Source organism: Rhodanobacter sp. K2T2 (assembly GCF_013408815.1).
Lineage (GTDB): Bacteria > Pseudomonadota > Gammaproteobacteria > Xanthomonadales > Rhodanobacteraceae > Rhodanobacter.
This window is the reverse complement of record NZ_JACCCA010000019.1, coordinates 1-15821: the sequence shown is the minus strand read 5'-3', so window position 1 is coordinate 15821 and position 15821 is coordinate 1. Positions and strand designations below refer to the sequence as shown.

General features: G+C 60.5%; 15 protein-coding genes. 10 read left to right on the top strand and 5 right to left on the bottom strand.

Translation table 11 applies throughout. The features are described 5' to 3' along the window. Positions 1–109: 109 nt before the first annotated feature. Positions 110–2167: a phospholipase C, phosphocholine-specific gene (locus tag HDE78_RS20230; protein ID WP_179482921.1), complete on the bottom strand. Its 2058-nt coding sequence runs from the start codon at positions 2165–2167 to the stop codon at positions 110–112. A gap of 245 nt (positions 2168–2412) precedes the next feature. Between HDE78_RS20230 and HDE78_RS20225 the strand changes: the two genes are divergently transcribed. Continuing rightward, positions 2413–3714 carry a DUF5690 family protein gene (locus HDE78_RS20225; protein ID WP_218862611.1) on the top strand — a complete coding sequence of 434 codons (1302 nt, stop codon included), beginning with the start codon at positions 2413–2415 and terminating at the stop codon, positions 3712–3714. A gap of 44 nt (positions 3715–3758) precedes the next feature. Here HDE78_RS20225 and phnN read toward each other — a convergent pair whose 3' ends face one another. Genes phnN through phnF form a run of 3 tightly spaced genes read right to left on the bottom strand, consistent with a single transcriptional unit; the run spans position 3759 to position 5682 of the window. Then, entirely contained in the window at positions 3759–4295 is a 537-nt protein-coding gene (gene phnN, locus HDE78_RS20220) for a phosphonate metabolism protein/1,5-bisphosphokinase (PRPP-forming) PhnN (protein ID WP_179482919.1), read from the bottom strand. Next, positions 4292–4951, bottom strand: a complete 660-nt coding sequence (locus HDE78_RS20215) for a DUF1045 domain-containing protein (RefSeq protein ID WP_179482918.1) — start codon at positions 4949–4951, stop codon at positions 4292–4294. Before HDE78_RS20215 ends, phnN begins: the two co-directional genes overlap by 4 nt. Next, complete coding sequence (gene phnF / locus HDE78_RS20210; RefSeq protein ID WP_179482916.1) at positions 4951–5682, bottom strand: phosphonate metabolism transcriptional regulator PhnF; 732 nt, start codon at positions 5680–5682, stop codon at positions 4951–4953. Before phnF ends, HDE78_RS20215 begins: the two co-directional genes overlap by 1 nt. Positions 5683–5813: 131 nt before the next feature. Between phnF and phnG the strand changes: the two genes are divergently transcribed. The 7 genes from phnG to HDE78_RS20175 are packed head-to-tail and all read left to right on the top strand — an operon-like array spanning position 5814 to position 11427. Next, positions 5814–6263, top strand: a complete 450-nt coding sequence (gene phnG, locus HDE78_RS20205) for a phosphonate C-P lyase system protein PhnG (protein WP_179482914.1) — start codon at positions 5814–5816, stop codon at positions 6261–6263. Next, entirely contained in the window at positions 6263–6838 is a 576-nt protein-coding gene (gene phnH / locus HDE78_RS20200; protein WP_179482913.1) for a phosphonate C-P lyase system protein PhnH, read from the top strand. The genes phnG and phnH overlap by 1 nt, the downstream gene beginning before the upstream one ends. Further along, on the top strand, positions 6839–7939 hold the full coding sequence (locus HDE78_RS20195; protein ID WP_179482911.1) for a carbon-phosphorus lyase complex subunit PhnI: 1101 nt from the start codon (positions 6839–6841) through the stop codon (positions 7937–7939). It begins immediately after the preceding gene. Further along, the gene (locus HDE78_RS20190) at positions 7936–8775 is read left to right on the top strand and encodes an alpha-D-ribose 1-methylphosphonate 5-phosphate C-P-lyase PhnJ (RefSeq protein WP_179482910.1); all 840 of its coding nucleotides are present in this window, start codon (positions 7936–7938) and stop codon (positions 8773–8775) included. The genes HDE78_RS20195 and HDE78_RS20190 overlap by 4 nt, the downstream gene beginning before the upstream one ends. Continuing rightward, a complete protein-coding gene (phnK, locus tag HDE78_RS20185; RefSeq protein WP_179482908.1) occupies positions 8772–9542 on the top strand; it encodes a phosphonate C-P lyase system protein PhnK in 771 nt (256 codons plus the stop codon). Before HDE78_RS20190 ends, phnK begins: the two co-directional genes overlap by 4 nt. Beyond that, positions 9539–10261 (top strand): phosphonate C-P lyase system protein PhnL, encoded by a 723-nt coding sequence (gene phnL, locus HDE78_RS20180; RefSeq protein ID WP_179482906.1) that lies wholly within the window; start codon positions 9539–9541, stop codon positions 10259–10261. The genes phnK and phnL overlap by 4 nt, the downstream gene beginning before the upstream one ends. 23 nt (positions 10262–10284) lie before the next feature. Further along, the gene (locus tag HDE78_RS20175; protein WP_179482904.1) at positions 10285–11427 is read left to right on the top strand and encodes an alpha-D-ribose 1-methylphosphonate 5-triphosphate diphosphatase; all 1143 of its coding nucleotides are present in this window, start codon (positions 10285–10287) and stop codon (positions 11425–11427) included. Here HDE78_RS20175 and HDE78_RS20170 read toward each other — a convergent pair. Continuing rightward, complete coding sequence (locus HDE78_RS20170) at positions 11424–13235, bottom strand: EAL domain-containing protein (RefSeq protein WP_179482902.1); 1812 nt, start codon at positions 13233–13235, stop codon at positions 11424–11426. The genes HDE78_RS20175 and HDE78_RS20170 overlap by 4 nt on opposite strands. Before the next feature lie 384 nt (positions 13236–13619). On the opposite strand from HDE78_RS20170, the gene HDE78_RS20165 reads away from it, so the two are divergent. Continuing rightward, positions 13620–14189: a hypothetical protein gene (locus tag HDE78_RS20165; protein WP_179482900.1), complete on the top strand. Its 570-nt coding sequence runs from the start codon at positions 13620–13622 to the stop codon at positions 14187–14189. Between the two features lie 1125 nt (positions 14190–15314). After that, positions 15315–15569, top strand: a complete 255-nt coding sequence (locus HDE78_RS20160) for a CsbD family protein (protein ID WP_179482898.1) — start codon at positions 15315–15317, stop codon at positions 15567–15569. The last annotated feature ends 252 nt before the right edge of the window (positions 15570–15821 follow it).

Sequence of the window (15821 nt, the reverse complement as noted above, 5' to 3'; positions counted from 1 at the left end):
TGCCTCTAAATTCGTTCGATTTTTCGCGTGATTTGCGCCGTGTTATTACGATACGCGTGCATGAACTTACGCGGCGCAGCGCGAGCTGTCGCCGATATCGCCGCTGGATTCAGTGAGGCGGTTCGGTGGTGCTGCCCAAACCGTTTTCCATATGCCCAGCCAGACGCCGCAGCCAGTTGCCTAGGCCGGAGACTGTCGCTTTAAGGTCATACCAGTTGGCGTTGCTGCCGATATTCCAGGTGTCGCTGACGCTGCCGCCGGCTTTGATCGTGTACATGCGAACATCTTCGTTGTTGTAACCGTTGGTCACGGTCATCGTGCAGCTGGTGGTTCCCGCATTCGTCATGGTCAATTGAATGCTGTTGCCCGTAGGGTTGTAGGTGATCTTTGTTTCAGGCATGACCGATGCCGTCTGGGCACTGCCCTGCCAGCTTCGCAGGAAGCCATTGGGGCCATGGGCTTGAAGCGCATACACGCCGCTGCCGAATACGCTGCCGTTCCAGTAATCGGACAGCGACTTGTTGGCTTCCACCGTATAGGTCCAAGGCCCCGAATAACTGCTGCGATTGAGAGCGTAGACCTGAAACACCGCGCCCACCGTGCCCGTGTTGATGAAGCTGACGTCGAACTGATTGGCCGAGGTATTGATGCTGCCCTGTGCATCCAGAACGTACGGAAGCGCGCATGCCGGATACGTACCCGACTCGCTCGTAGGCATGGTTTGCTTGGTCGGTACGGTGGGCGCCGGCAGCGTCGAGCATTCATTGCTCGACTGGGAAACGTAGTTGCTGGTCGAGGGAAGACTTGGCCAGGTGGTATTGTCGCCACTGAAATTGAATGCTGAGGTGAGGTCACCACAGACCGCGCGTCGCCACGCACTGATGTTGGTCTCCTTGACCGCAAAGCGCTGCTCGAGAAACTGCAATACCGAGGTGTGATCGAACACTTGCGAACACACTCGCCCACCGTAAGTCCACGGCGAAACGATGATCATCGGTACGCGAAAGCCCAGGCCGATCGGCGACGAGCCGATCGTGCTGCCCGATTCGTTCACCGTGGTGAGTTCGCCAGCCGTACTGACGGTGGACGAGCCGCCCTGGATACTGGACGGCGGGCACGGCGGTGGCATGTGATCGTAAAAACCGCCGTTCTCGTCGTAATTGAGAATGAAGACGGTTTTTGCATACACGCTGGCGTTGGAGACTAGTGCGCTGATCAAACGAGCGGACAGATCTTCACCATCGGCGGGTTGATAGCTCGGATGTTCCGACAAGGTGCTTGGCGCAATGATCCACGAGACCTGCGGCAAGGTGTTGTTGATCACGTCGTTCTGAAAAGCGGCGACGATATCGGTCACCTTCGCCATGCCCTGCTTGTACAGGGCGGAACTGGTCGCCGCGTTCTTGAAGTTGGCAAACCACGCCAGCGCGTTGTCGTCGAAGTTATCGGCTTCTTGATACACCTTCCAGCTGACGCCAGCCGCCTGCAGGCGTTCGGCATAGGTCGTCCAGGTCCAGCCAGAACTCGACTCGGTGTCGTCCAATACAGGGGACTGGCTTACCGAGAGGCCATTGGTGCCAGTAAACAGGAAGAGACGATTGGGGTTGGTGTTGGTCAGGGTCGAGCAATAATACTGATCGCACATCGTGAAGTGATCGGCCAGCGCGTAGTAAAACGGAAGGTCGGCGCGATCGAAGAAACCCATGCCAAGACCCGCGGTTCGTGCCGTATTCCAGGCGTTGAACTTGCCGCCATTGACGATTTCCGTATCGACGGTAAAACCCATGGCCGAAGCGCTCACGCAGGTGGCGTTGGTCGTTGTGGTATCCATGTGGAACGGCACCGTGTAACCGGCTGAATTGGCGGTGCTGGGCTGCTGCCAAACGTTGTTGGCGGTGAGCGTGGTACTCGGGAGCGGTGCAGGGACAGGATCGTTGAACCCACGTACGCCCGGTCGACTACCGTAATAGTGATCGAACGAACGGTTTTCCTGCATAAAGATCACCACGTGCTGCACGTCGTTGATGGTGCCAGTGACCGTGGCGGCCGGCGTGGCCAACGCGTCGCGAATAGCCGGCGGCAGCATGGACATGAAGGTCAGTCCACCCGCTGCGCCAGCCGTCATTTTCAAGAACTTCCGGCGCTTGATGTCGTTGATCTCGCTCACGTCGCTCTCCCGATCAGGTGGAATATGCCGTTGCTACCCCTGGTACGGTGCTAGCAGAGCGCAAAGACGTTTCAACCGATTGCCAAGAAATGGATCCGTGGGCGGGGTTGTCTAGTGCGAGCGCTTTTGTGCTGGCCGTTAAGAAAAACGATCTTCCGCCAGGCCGACAGACCGGCCTAGACAACGCCACATCGCTGTCATCTAGCGGCCACACCATGCGGGGCATCCCTCCGTGGTTTGTCTTTATGCCTCTTGCTTCCTGGTCCTCTGGCCCCTATCGCCATCGGATGGCGATCAACCTGCTTGCAGGCGGTGCCGCCTTTTTGGCGTACGCATCGATGTATGCGTTTCGCAAACCGTTTACCGCGGCGGAATTCACCGGACTGCATTTCGCCGGCGTTGACTACAAGGTCTGGTTGGTCATCGCCCAGGTCTTCGGCTACATGCTCAGCAAAGTGCGTGGCATCACCTGGATCGCCGCGATGCAACGAAACCATCGTGCTCGTGCGCTGGCCGGATTGATCGGTTTTTCGTGGCTCGCGCTGCTGGGTTTTGCGTTGATTCCCGCACCGTGGAATATCGCCTGCCTGTTCCTCAACGGATTGCCGCTCGGCATGGTGTGGGGTGTCATATTCGGATACATCGAAGGCCGCCGCGGCACCGAACTGATGGGCGCTTTCATGTGCGCCAGCTTTATCGTGGCGTCCGGAGTCGTGAAAACCGTGGGCAAGTATCTGATGGTGCGATACGGAGTCAGCGAATTCTGGATGCCGTTCGCCACCGGCATGGTCTTTGTGCCGCCGCTCTGTCTGGCGACGTGGGTACTCGAACGCCTGCCTGCGCCGAGCGCCGAGGATATGGCCGCGCGCAACGCCCGCACGCCGATGGACGCACAAAGCCGCCGCGCCTTTCTGGCTAAGTTTCTGCCCGCCGTGATCATGATCGTGATGGCATACATCGCACTGACCGTCATGCGCGATTTTCGCGACAATTTCGCGGCCGAAATCTGGGCCGACCTTGGCCGCGGCAACAGCGCGGCCGTATTCACTCAGACTGAAGTGCCGATCGCCATCGCCGTGCTGCTGATTACCGCATGCACCATGGCCGTACGCGACAATTTCAAGGCGCTGATGCTCAACCACGTGATGATTTTCGGTGGTTTCGCGATCGCCTTGATAACCACCTGGCTACACGGCATGGGCATGCTCGATCCCGTGTGGTGGGTCGGCGGTAGCGGCTTCGGCCTGTATCTCGCCTACGTGCCATACAACTGCACGTTCTTCGAGCGCATGCTGGCCACCTTTCAGGTGGCTGGCAACGTCGGTTTCATCATGTATATCTCCGATGCCAGTGGATACATGGGCAGCGTCGCGATCATTCTGTTCAAGGAATTCAGCGGCGTGCATTTATCGTGGGCGGCGTTCTATGCCAGCGCCGTGGTCGCGCTATCGAGTATCGGCATGCTGATCACACTGGCGTCGGCGCTGTACTTCAAAGCGAAGACGCGGCGTGTTGACATGCCGGGCGTGTTACCGACACTCGCCTAGCTGGTTTCACCAACGGTATCTCGCACACCCTCGGCTCAGCCAGGTCACTTGATAGCATTCAATAAGGCTGTTCCGGCGTCGACGAGGCTGCCGTCGTTGGGAATCACCAGCGCATCGGCCGGTACATGATAGGCATCGCGGCGTGCCAGACGCTCGGCGATCGACGCTTCACTTTCGCGCCCGCGCGCGACCAGACGTGCGGCGATCGTCTCGCGGCTGGCGGTAATGACCACCGGCTGCAAAGCAGGAAAGCGCTTGTATGCCTGCGGGTACGCGTCACGCGATCCATTGACCAGCACGTGGGCACCGCGCTCCAGCCAGTGCTGCACTTCGCGGCCGATGCCGTAATGAAGGCCGTGCGCCTGCCAGGTCAGCGCGAAGAGGCCGCGCTCGGCGCGTAGACGAAACTCCGCTTCGCTCAAGGCCACATGGTTTTCGCCGCCGGCATCGGCCGGTCGCGTGATGTAGCGATGCGCACAAAGCACATCGTGCGAGACACCGTGCGAACGGACCCAGGCCAGTACGCTGTCTTTGCCAGCGCCCGATGGCCCCATGACGTAATAGAGTCGCCCTTCTTTCACGGCGCACGCTCCGAACGCAGTGCGACGCGCTCCAGCAATTCGAACAGGCTACCTGGATCAGCTTCCCGGCAGATCGCCAGCGCGTCGATACGCGCCGGCGGCAAAGCCGCTACGCGCGGCTGCAGCCATTTACGCATGGCGAGTTCTTCCAGTTCGCCGGCAGGTGCCGCCAGGGTCAGGTGAAAGCGATAGCGATCGAGCACATAGGGATAGCCATGCTTTTGCAAAAGGGCCAGCTCATCCTTGTCCAAGCCGGCACTGCGCTGCCGCAGTCCTTCATCGGACAGCGATGCGCGAATGGGCTGCAGCGTATGGAGGCAGGCCGCAGCGAGCGCACGTTCGGGGATACCGTCAACGAGGGGGCGCAGCGATAAAAAGCCGGCGAGCCGATCCAGTCGTAGCGTCAATTCGAACGGGGCGACGTTTTCCGCGAGCGCCGTGACCGCTGATCGCACGTCGCCATAGCTGGCTCCGCTTATCGGTGCGAACGGTGCGTGGATGGTCGCGTGCCAGCCGTAACGACGGGCATCAGCCAGCAGCGCCTGGCGTCGTTCCGAGCAGATGCCGGGCAGACTGAGTGCCTCCGACAGCCACTCGCGCCCCAAACGTCCCAGCGCCGTGTTGATGCCGGGACAATAATAAATCGCGTAGCGCATCAGTCGTTCGCCATCAGCACGAGTTGCACCCAGTCGCCGGAGAACCGCGTAATGCCGTACTGCACCGGCACGCCGCGCGTATCGGCATTGATGGATTGAACGTACAGCACCGGGCGACTGGCCTGCTGTTTCATCAGGCGGGCAGTTTGCGCCTCGGGCAGCCGCGCCGAGACGCGGGTGTGTTTGCGCATGTAATCGCTGACGCCCAATTCGTTGAGCGTCGCCGTCACCGATCGCGTGCGGCGGTAGATCTCGGGCAGGCCGGGAAAGCGTGCCGCGGGGAAATACGCCGTGCAGTGGTCGATGATGTGGCCGTCGGCATGGCTCAGGGTGTCGATACGGAAGGTATATTCGTTGCGACCCAGACCCAGTGCCTCGGATACTTGTGCCGGAGGAATCTCACGCACGGTTTCCAGAATCTCGATGTCGTTATCGACGTTGAGATTACGCATGTTCTGCGTAAAGCGGGTGCGCAAACTGATGGCATAGTCCAGCGTGTGTTCCTGGACGAAGCTGCCGCGGCCTTGCTCGGTACGCACCAGATGACGCTGCTCCAGGTCCGCCATCGCCCGACGCACCGTATGCCGATTGACGGAAAACCGGGTCGCCAACTCTTGTGCGGATGGCAGCATGTCACCCTGCCGCAGGCGGCCCTTAAAGATGTCGTCCGCGAGGATGTCGCCAATCTGGCTCCATAGCGCTACGCCACGCCCACGCTCCACTTCGCTCATACGACTGCACCTACCTGTCTATTCACCGTCATGGCAGCGGCACGCTGAGCTGCTGGAATGCACTGCGACGGGATCGTGTGTCCCGCTCTGTATAGATAACTAGACAATTGTGACAAGCCGAGGAACAAGCTATGGACACCTGTGACCACTTGGCGCGTGCGCAATGGATGTCATTGCTGGCACAGGCCGAAGCGGACGAACTGATGCGAGCGATGGAAGCATTTTCGCCTGCGCTCGACGGCATGACCTGGCTGCGCCCTGCGCAGACCGGCCTGTATATGATGCGCGGTCGCATCGGCGGTACCGGCGAGCAGTTCAATCTCGGTGAGGTCAGTGTGACCCGCTGCAGCGTGCAGATCGGCGAGCGCATCGGGCATGCGTGGGTCCGCGGCGGCAACCGTCGCCATGCCGAACTGGCCGCCTGCGCCGATGCGTTGATGCAGGATATCAACCAGCGTGCGCACCTGCAGGCGCATGTGGTCGAGCCGCTGCGCAAATCGCTGACCCTGCGCCGCGAGGCCGCCAGCCGCAAGGCCGCGGCCAGCAAGGTGGAATTTTTTACCGTCGTGCGGGGCGAATGATGCTTGCTGCCTTTGCTCACCCCGTCTTCGACAGCCAGCGCAACTTTCGCGAATTGCTCCAGGCGATGGCGCGCCCGGCAGCGCCACGCGCCATGCCGGTCGTGGCGCCAGCGCCGGCGCCGATCCTGCCCGCGACCATGGCCGCCCTGCTCACCTTGTGCGATGCCGATACCACGCTTTGGCTGCAGCAACCCAACGATGAGGTGGCGACACATCTGCGCTTCCACACCGGTGTCCGCCTTACGCAAAGCGCCATGGAAGCCGATTTCGCCCTGATCACCGAACCGGCGACGATGCCTTCGCTCACACTGTTTGCCCATGGCGAGCTGCGCTATCCCGATCGCTCCGCCACCCTGATTGTGCAGGTCGATGGCTTTACCGATAACGACGGCATGCGCTTCAGCGGACCCGGTATCCGCGATGTCGAGCAGCTGATGATCGAAGGCCTGCCCGCTACGTTCTGGCAACAGCGCACGACCATGCATGCACAGCTGCCATTGGGCGTCGACCTGATCTTTATTGCTGGCGACCGGATGGTTGCGTTACCACGCACAACTCGTGTCCTGGAGGATTGAATGTACGTTGCTGTGAAAGGCGGCGAACAGGCCATAAGCCGTTCGCTGGAGCTGCTCGCCGAGGCTCGCCGCGGTGCCCCCTCCATACCCGAGCTATCGCTGGACCAAATACGCGAGCAGCTGCGGCTGGGCGTCGCACGCGTCATGCAGGAAGGCTCGCTGTACGACGAGGAGCTGGCTGCGCTGGCGATGCGTCAGGCGGCCGGCGACATGCTGGAGGCGATTTTTTTGCTGCGCGCGTATCGGACCACCCTGCCCCGCTTTGGCTATACCCGGCCGCTGGATACCAACGCGATGCGCGTGCGTCGGCGCGTTTCCGGCACGTTCAAAGATATCCCCGGCGGCCAGGTGCTCGGGCCGACCTACGATTACACCCAGCGCCTGCTGGAGTTCGGCAACGTCGCTCTAGAACCGTCCACGCAGAGCGACTCGCCGCTGCCGGATGCCATGCCGCGCGTACTGGATCTGCTCGACGCCGAAGCCCTGATCGAACGCGCCGATGCCGGCAGCGATCCCGAACCAATCGACCTGACGCGCGAACCGATGATGTTTCCCGCCGATCGCGCCACCCGCCTGCAGAACCTTGCGCGCGGCGACGAAGGCTTTCTCCTGGGCATGGCGTACTCGACCCAGCGTGGTTATGCCGAAAGCCATCCCTTTGCCGGCGAAATCCGCATGGGCGAAGTGGACGTCGTGATCTGCCCCGAAGAGTTGGGCTTCGCCATCGAGATCGGCTCGATCACGTTGACCGAGTGTCAAATGATCAACCAGTTCCACGGTGGCAATGGACTCGCGCCTCAGTTCACCCGCGGCTATGGCTTGAGCATGGGCGAAGGCGAGCGCAAAGCGATGTCGATGGCGCTGGTGGATCGCACGCTGCGCTGTGACGAATTGGGTGAGCCGTCGGTCGCGCCGGCACAGAACCAGGAGTTCGTGCTGTCGCATTCGGACAGCGTGGAGGCCTCGGGCTTCGTTCAGCACCTGAAGCTGCCGCACTACGTGGACTTTCAGGCCGAGCTGTCGCTGCTGCGTACGCTGAGCAAGCAGCACGCCCGGCAGCACGCCGCGGAGGACATGCGCGCTCCGGAGACCAAGCCATGACGTCGGACTACAACTTCGCTTTTCTCGACGAAAACACCAAGCGCATGCTCCGTCGCGCGCTGCTCAAGGCTGTCGCCATTCCCGGCTATCAGGTGCCGTTCGGCAGCCGCGAAATGCCATTGCCCTACGGCTGGGGCACGGGCGGCATCCAGCTCACGGCGGCGCTGCTGGGACCGGATGACGTGCTCAAGGTCATCGATCAGGGGGCCGACGACACCACCAACGCCGTCAACATACGGCGGTTTTTTGCGCGGGTCACCGGTGTGGCGACAACCGAACGCACGAGCGAGGCGAGCGTTATCCAGACGCGTCATCGCATCCCTGAAACACCGTTGCGGGAAGATCAGATTCTGGTGTTCCAGGTGCCGGAACCCGAACCGCTGCGCACGCTGGAGCCCCGTGAAGCGGAAACCCGCACCCTGCATGCCCTGGCCGACTATGGATTGATGCACGTGAAGCTGTACGAAGACATCGCGCAATACGGGCACATTGCCACCAGCTACGATTATCCCGTGCTGGTCGATGGTCGCTTTCTGACGTCGCCCTCGCCCATCCCGAAGTTCGACAATCCCAAGCTCGACCGCTCGCCTGCGCTCATGCTGTTCGGTGCGGGTCGTGAAAAGCGGCTTTACGCGATTCCGCCGTATACGCACGTCGAAAGCCTGGCGTTCGACGATCATCCCTTCGAGATCCAGCGCTGGGAGCAGCAGTGCCAGCTCTGCGGATCGGGAGATAGTTATCTCGATGAGGTCGTCACGGACGATCGCGGCTCGCGCCTGTTCGTCTGCTCTGACACCGATTACTGCGGCCAGCGTCGCGCGGAGCCGGCGGCATGAGCGCACTGCTGCAAGTCCGAGGGCTCAGTCACCACTACGGGCAGCGTGTCGGATGTCAGGACGTCAGTTTCGATCTGCACCCAGGGGAGCTGCTGTGCATCGTCGGCGAATCCGGCTCGGGCAAATCGACGTTGCTCAAAACAGTGGCGGCACAGCTGACTGCCAGTTCGGGCTCCGTCCGTTACCACCAGCGGGACGACAGCTGGCTGGATTTGAATGAGCTCGACGAAGCCGGTCGCCGTCGCCTGGCGCGCGAGGAGTGGGGCTTTGTCACGCAGAACCCGCGCGATGGGCTGCGCCTCAACGTCAGCGCGGGCGCCAACGTGGCCGAACGATTGATGGCCAAGGGCATGCGCAACTACGGCCAGCTGCGCGCTATCGCCAAAGGCTGGCTGGAGCGCGTCGAAATTGATCCGGCGCGCGTGGACGATGCACCGACATCGTTCTCCGGCGGTATGCAGCAACGTCTGCAAATTGCCCGCACCCTCGTCACCCAGCCGCGGCTCGTGTTTATGGATGAGCCCACGGCTGGCCTCGATGTTTCGGTGCAAGCGCGCATTCTCGATCTGCTGCGCCGATTGGTGAACGAGCTGGGACTGGCCGCGGTGATGGTTACGCACGATCTGGCGGTGGCGCGCCTGCTGGCGGCGCGCACCATGGTGATGCAGGGCGGCCGCGTGGTCGAAACCGGACTCACCGACCAGATTCTCGACGATCCGCAACACCCCTATACCCAATTGCTCGTTTCCTCGGTGCTGACGACATGACCGCTTCCACTACGACCAACCACGCGTTGCCGATGCTTGAGCTGCGCGGACTAGGCAAATCGTTCGAGCTGCACCATCAAGACGATACGCATCTCGACGTGCTGAGCGATATCGACCTCACCCTGCACGCCGGCGAGTGCGTGGTGCTCTCCGGCCCGTCCGGCGCGGGCAAGAGCAGCCTGCTGCGGGTGGTCTACGGCAACTACCGCACCAGCCGCGGCACCGTGCGCGTGCGCCACGATGGCGACTGGCTCGATCTGACCGAAGCCACCCCGCATCAGGTGCTCGACGTTCGACGGCGCACGCTGGGCTATGTCAGCCAATTCCTGCGGGTCATTCCCAGGGTGCCTGCACTGGATGTTGTTGCGGGTCCGTTGGTCGAGGCAGGTGCACACGTAGAAGAGGCGCGAGATCGCTCCAGCGCCCTGCTGCGCCGACTGAATGTGCCGGAGCGCCTTTGGCGTCTGCCACCCGGCACGTTCTCCGGCGGGGAACAGCAGCGGGTCAATATCGCTCGCGGCTTGATCGTTGCGCGTCCGCTGCTTTTGCTGGACGAGCCGACGGCCTCGCTCGACGGCGGCAACCGCGATGTCGTCGCCGAACTGCTGCAGGAAGCGCGCGCGGCCGGTACGGCAGTACTGGGCATCTTCCACGACGACGACATGCGCCATCGCGTTGCAACGCGGTTATTCCCCATGCGTCAGCTATCGATCGCTTGAATTCAACTCAACGGCACTTCTCCATGAATGATTTGGTTCTGACCAATGCTCGCATCGTGCTCGACGATAACGTCGTGCACGGCACCTTGATTGCCCGAAACGGCCTCATTCGGCTCGTGGACGAGGGATCGACGCAGGCTCCGGGGGCTATCGATTGCGATGGCGATTTCGTCATACCCGGCTTGATCGAATTGCACACCGACAATCTGGAAAAACATCTGATGCCCCGCGCCGGCGTGCTCTGGCCAGCGCTTTCCGCCGTGCTGACCCACGATGCGCAAATCGTGGCGTCTGGCATCACCACGGTCTTCGATGCGCTGTCGGTTGGAGATCTTGAAGAAGAAAGCGTGCGCATCGAAACGCTGCGTAGCACCTACGATGCCATTCTCGCCGGACAGGCCAGCGGCGCCCTGCGCGCCGATCACTGGATTCACCTGCGCTGCGAACTGGCCTACCCGCGATTGCTCGAGGCGCTGGAGCCGCTGATGAATCACAGCAGCGTTCGCTTACTGTCGCTGATGGATCACACACCGGGACAACGCCAGTACCAGGACATCGAACAGTACCGAAAGTACTACAGCAAGAATCATATGACCTGGACCGAAGAGGAGTTCGCCGACGTCGTGAAGCGTCGCGTCGATCAACAAGCCAGCTACAGTGCGCGCCACGAAAAGGCCGTCCTCGACCTTGCACGCGGCAGAAATGTCGTGCTGGCAAGCCACGACGATACCAATGCGGAACAAGTGGCCCATGCACAGCACATCGGTGTGACTATTTCCGAGTTTCCCACGACACTGATAGCTGCCGATGCCGCAAAAAAGCTTGGCCTGACTACCGTCATGGGTGCACCCAACGTGGTGCGCGGCGGCTCGCACTCGGGCAATGCCTCAGCCTTGGACCTGGCCAAAGCCGATCGCCTCGATATGCTGTCGTCCGACTACGTGCCGGCGAGTCTGCTGCACGGTGCGTTCATGCTGCACACTCATGCAGGATGGTCGATGCCACGCGCCATAGCGACAGTCGCACTGAATCCGGCCAGGGCGCTGGGTCTGCATGATCGTGGTCAGCTTACGCCAGGGTATCGCGCGGACCTCGTACGGATGCGTGCGATGGACGGATTACCCGTCGTTCGCCAGGTCTGGGTAAGAGGCGAACGCACTTTCTAATACGGCGTCGCTCCCTCGGCGGCTTCGGTTGATTCCGTGGAATAACCCGAAAGAACATGGAAACCCGAGCGTTCGCGCTTTGCTCGACGCTTGGCTCTCGCAGCGAGCGTAGCGATCATCTCCGGACGCCGAGGGAACGACGTTTGAATGTTGACTGCGCCGATCGATACCGTTGTCAACGGAAAAAACTGCTTGGCGCCACGGCGATCCTCGCCGTGGATGCCGCCTAGGTCGAGGTCGCCGGCATCGAACAAGGAGCGCGAGCGCTCATTGAACTCGGCAATGATAGTGCGGCAGATGGACTGCCACTGCTCACTTTGGAAAAGCAGCATGAAATCGTCGCCACCGATGTGGCCAACGAAATCTCGCTCGGAGTCGATTCGTGCGGTGAGAATCGCTGCAAGCAAGCGGATCATTTCGTCACCGCGCAAGTAACCGTAATGATCGTTGAACGGTTTGAAGTCGTTGAGATCGACATAGGCGGCGACGAATGGGCGCCTCTCGCGCATCAACCTCTCGATATGTTCAGTCACCGGAATATTGCCGGGAAGGAAAGTGAGCGGATTGGCGTAGCGAGCCGCTTCGACTCTGAGCTCGGTGACACGCCTGACCAGCGACTCACCCGTGCCCAGACCGAGATAGCAGCCGTTACGCGTAATGATGAATCCATCAGTAAGGTAACGCTGGTCCTCGCCGCGAAGCACATCGGCCATGCTCTCGACGGATTGTTTCTCATCGCACAGCAAGGGGGACACGTTCATGAACGTCTCGCAAGACTTACGACCGAACAGTTCCCGCGCAAAAGGCTGCGCCAGCCGTTCCGTAAATAGCCTGCGATTGATCAGGCCCAGCGGGCGTTCGCCATCGGTGACGGCCACGGCGTGTATCTCGCTATGCTGAGCGAAGACCCCAGCGACATCGTCGTTGGTGTGCTGCAACGTGACGGACGGCGCGAGAATCACGAGATGAGCCGCCTGCAGCGGCCTTTGGGTAACCGGCCCACGTGGGCGAGGAGGAACCGGCACCGTTTGTTGTCGAAGCGCTTCGCGAGCCTCACCGCTCGCAGAGATCACGGCGTTGGCAACGGGCCGACCCAGTAGAAAGCCCTGCGCGTAGGAAATACCGAGTTCCCGAAGCAGTCGTAGGTCTTCCGCGTCTTCTACGCCCTCGCCAACCAGGTCGGCACCCAGTGTCTCGGCCACACTGCACAGGGCTCGGACGATGGCAAGCTTTTCGGCGCTATGCGCCAGTCCATGGACCAAATAACGATCGATCTTCACCACCTCGGGATGTAGTTCGTTCCACATCTCGAAATTGGAGTGACCGTTACCGAAGTCGTCTAGCGCAATACGCGTTCCCCGTGCTCGAAGATAGCCCAGCGCGTGCGCCAACTCCGCTGGATTTTCCACGATGTCGCGTTCGGTAATTTCGATCGTGATCCGGTCGAGGCTCACTCCCGCATCGGACAGCGCCGCAATAAGCAGGTCTGGCTTCAAGCCTCCGTGGAGAATGGTGTGCGCGCTGAGATTGACAAGCAACCGGCCACCGACGTCCTGAGCGGCAAAGGCTGTGCAAACCGTACGTGCGGCAAGCAACTCGAATTCGCCGAGACGTCCTTTGGAACGGGCCAAATCGAGCAAGTCGAGTATGCCAAGACCGTTCGTTGGGCGGGACAGCCCCTCGTGCGCAACCACCGCCATGGAATCCAGTCGCACGATAGGCTGAAAAACCGCGCGCAGGCCCGAACCGCCGGTGGCTTGGTCGAGCAGCGACAGGTTGGAATGGATCGAACCGATGTCTATGGCCATGTGAGCTATAGCGCCTCAAAAGGCACTCACCATTTGTATGAGGTGGTTGGGTTCGTGGTGGGAAAGTATCACGAGCATCTGACAGTCGTTCGCTTTTGTTTGGCGTCCAGTTTTTTCCATGCACAAAAGCCCTTCGGGCGATCGAAGGTTATGAAAGCCTGTTGCCAGCGTTCTTTTGCGTACCGTTCCGTTACACACGAAACTGTCACAGTGCGACGCTATAGTGCGCCGACTCTCCAATTAAGCCCCGTCCCAAGCGGGGCTTCTTTTTTGTCTGTCGTTTAGCGAATTCAAACCATCGGACGTGGCATGGCGACATGTCAGCCATACATCGATTCGCAACACTGGATGGATAGGCTGATTTGTTGTCAAGAACATTTCGCGATGCAGCGAACCAACCCGAAATCGGTGAATGCCATGTCGCGCCTCTTTGCTCGTACCCATCGCAAGTACATTCTTCTTGCGTTGGCACTTGTCGCGGTCAGTGCGTTGCTTGGCCTCGGATTGTGGCACTTTCATACCTCGACGATAGCGCCCGGGGATGGCGCCGCCGTGGGCAATTCCAGCGGCATCGGCGTTCTGTCGGGTCTTGCCGAGACGGCATTTCGCGACCACCATCTCGTCGCGCCCGAGGGCAGCAACCTTTACGAATTCTATTTAAGCGTCTTGGCGCTCGATCCTCACAACAAGCAGGCTCTGGAACGCCTTCACGCATCCTTCGAGCCCGCTTGCCGCGTCGTGGAGCTGACGATCGCTAAAGGCGACTTGGATGAAGCCGAACGCGAATTGCGTTTATTGCGCGATTACGGCACGCAACAGGATGCGGAAAGCGATTCTTATAAAGTCTCGCTTTTGGGTTCTTATCTCTACGCTCAACGCAGCGTCGTCACTCGCAAACACGAAGCCGAGGCCTTGCAGATTCAGGAAAGACAGTCGGCCAGTAGCTCTCATTGATGGGCACAGTTCGCCCTTTACAGCATCCAGCCGGCTCTAAAACGGTCACCCGGTTTGTTCAGTCATTTCATTGCCTTGAGACAACAAAGAAGACGTCATCGCACGGCCTCTACGCTATGGGTACCAAGGCCACGGAGATCGCTCGTGTTGAGGCAGTACGTCCATCCTTCCAAACCCGGTTTGCTACGCATTGTCGAGCATGGTCATCGGTGGCGAACGCTACTCGATGAGTGCGAAGTCGGTCGGCATGAAACGGCGGAAATGGCGTTGGCGGCATTGCGGCGCTGCTGGCCCAACGCGCGTTTGCCTGCATCGCTGCTGGAATGGAGGTACTTGCAAGGGTCCAGTTGGTATTACTCGCGAAAGCGATAGGCCATGCCAAAGACCATATGTCTCACCGCCGACAGAGGCCGAGGCAAATTACTACGGCCACTCACCCGGCAGGCCGCCGTTCTGGAGGCGCGACTTCCACCAGACAGCCTCCACGAAACTCGGGACGAAACATCCAAGATCGACTAGCTCCAAAAAGAAACCGCCCGGCGAAGGACCGGGCGGTTGGGCATGCAGTGAACTGCACGATTTGTTCATTGCCGGAATTCGTCATCCGTGGCGAGGCAGAGAAGCTACCTTGACCGGCGATGCCAGTATCAGCGGCAGTACGTGAGCAGAATGTCATAGTAGCGCTGTCATTTTGTTCGAACGGCCCTGCTCCGCTACGCCATCGCTTGTTCACCGATCGGTAGTTACGCCGGCGTCGATCGGGACATCCACATCGCCGCTTCGTACCGAATTGCCGTTGCCCTGCGGCGTGCCTGCGGAGCCGGTGTCACTATCCGTTTCGGCCCCGATATTGCGAGCCGGATCCACGAGGGTTGTTGGCTCCGCTCGTCGGCGATTTCGATGGCTCATAATCGATGGCTCTTTTCGATGCGGCATCAGGGTCTCTTTACGGCGTCACCGCACCTCGCGTGGAGATTTTGAGCCGGCTCTTTCTGACTTTCATTCGGTGCTCCGGTGAACCCTATCCTGAACGGCCGGATGAGGAAGCGTGCGCCCTTTCTATGTTCTTCACGACGTTTCGCGCATCGTCTCGATCAACGTCAACCAACCGTAAGGTCTTTACCCATGAACGAGAATCAAGTCGAAGGCACCGTCAATAAAGTGGCCGGCCGCATCCAGGACGCCGCAGGTGCTTTGACCGGCGACGCCGACCAGCAAGCCAAGGGCAAGGCGCGCGCTGCCGCTGGCGACGTGCAGGCCACAGCCGGCGACGTCATTGAACGCGTGCGTGAGTGGGCGGCCGATCGTCCGTTGAATAAAGTGCTGATTGCCGCAGGTGTGGCATTTCTGCTGGGACGTCTGACGGCCAGCCGCGACTGACGCTCTCGCGGCAATGTGAGCGATAGCGAAAAAGCGGCCTGCGTGGCCGCTTTTTTTGCCTATGCCATGCGCCACCTGGATCAGCCCATCGCTGTCCTTCGCTCGCAGGTCATCTGCGAATTGACGCGTTCTATACGACATGTCACCCCGCTGTTATCCGTAATGCTGTTCACTTAAGCGGAGCAGCCTTTCGATTCACGGGGTAGCGCGTCTTGGATATTTTGACGGACCTCGGCGTGGAAGGCCGAGGTC

Bases quoted from the DNA above. Each gene is read 5' to 3' on its own strand.
- HDE78_RS20215 (WP_179482918.1), bottom strand. From the start codon at position 4,951: ATGCGCTACGCGATTTATTATTGTCCCGGCATCAACACGGCGCTGGGA.
- HDE78_RS20175 (WP_179482904.1), top strand. From the start codon at position 10,285: ATGAATGATTTGGTTCTGACCAATGCTCGCATCGTGCTCGACGATAAC.
- phnK (WP_179482908.1), top strand. From the start codon at position 8,772: ATGAGCGCACTGCTGCAAGTCCGAGGGCTCAGTCACCACTACGGGCAG.
- HDE78_RS20160 (WP_179482898.1), top strand. From the start codon at position 15,315: ATGAACGAGAATCAAGTCGAAGGCACCGTCAATAAAGTGGCCGGCCGC.
- HDE78_RS20225 (WP_218862611.1), top strand. From the start codon at position 2,413: ATGCCTCTTGCTTCCTGGTCCTCTGGCCCCTATCGCCATCGGATGGCG.
- phnF (WP_179482916.1), bottom strand. From the start codon at position 5,682: ATGAGCGAAGTGGAGCGTGGGCGTGGCGTAGCGCTATGGAGCCAGATT.
- HDE78_RS20190 (WP_179482910.1), top strand. From the start codon at position 7,936: ATGACGTCGGACTACAACTTCGCTTTTCTCGACGAAAACACCAAGCGC.
- HDE78_RS20195 (WP_179482911.1), top strand. From the start codon at position 6,839: ATGTACGTTGCTGTGAAAGGCGGCGAACAGGCCATAAGCCGTTCGCTG.
- HDE78_RS20165 (WP_179482900.1), top strand. From the start codon at position 13,620: ATGCAGCGAACCAACCCGAAATCGGTGAATGCCATGTCGCGCCTCTTT.
- phnH (WP_179482913.1), top strand. From the start codon at position 6,263: ATGCTTGCTGCCTTTGCTCACCCCGTCTTCGACAGCCAGCGCAACTTT.
- phnL (WP_179482906.1), top strand. From the start codon at position 9,539: ATGACCGCTTCCACTACGACCAACCACGCGTTGCCGATGCTTGAGCTG.
- phnG (WP_179482914.1), top strand. From the start codon at position 5,814: ATGGACACCTGTGACCACTTGGCGCGTGCGCAATGGATGTCATTGCTG.
- HDE78_RS20170 (WP_179482902.1), bottom strand. From the start codon at position 13,235: ATGGCCATAGACATCGGTTCGATCCATTCCAACCTGTCGCTGCTCGAC.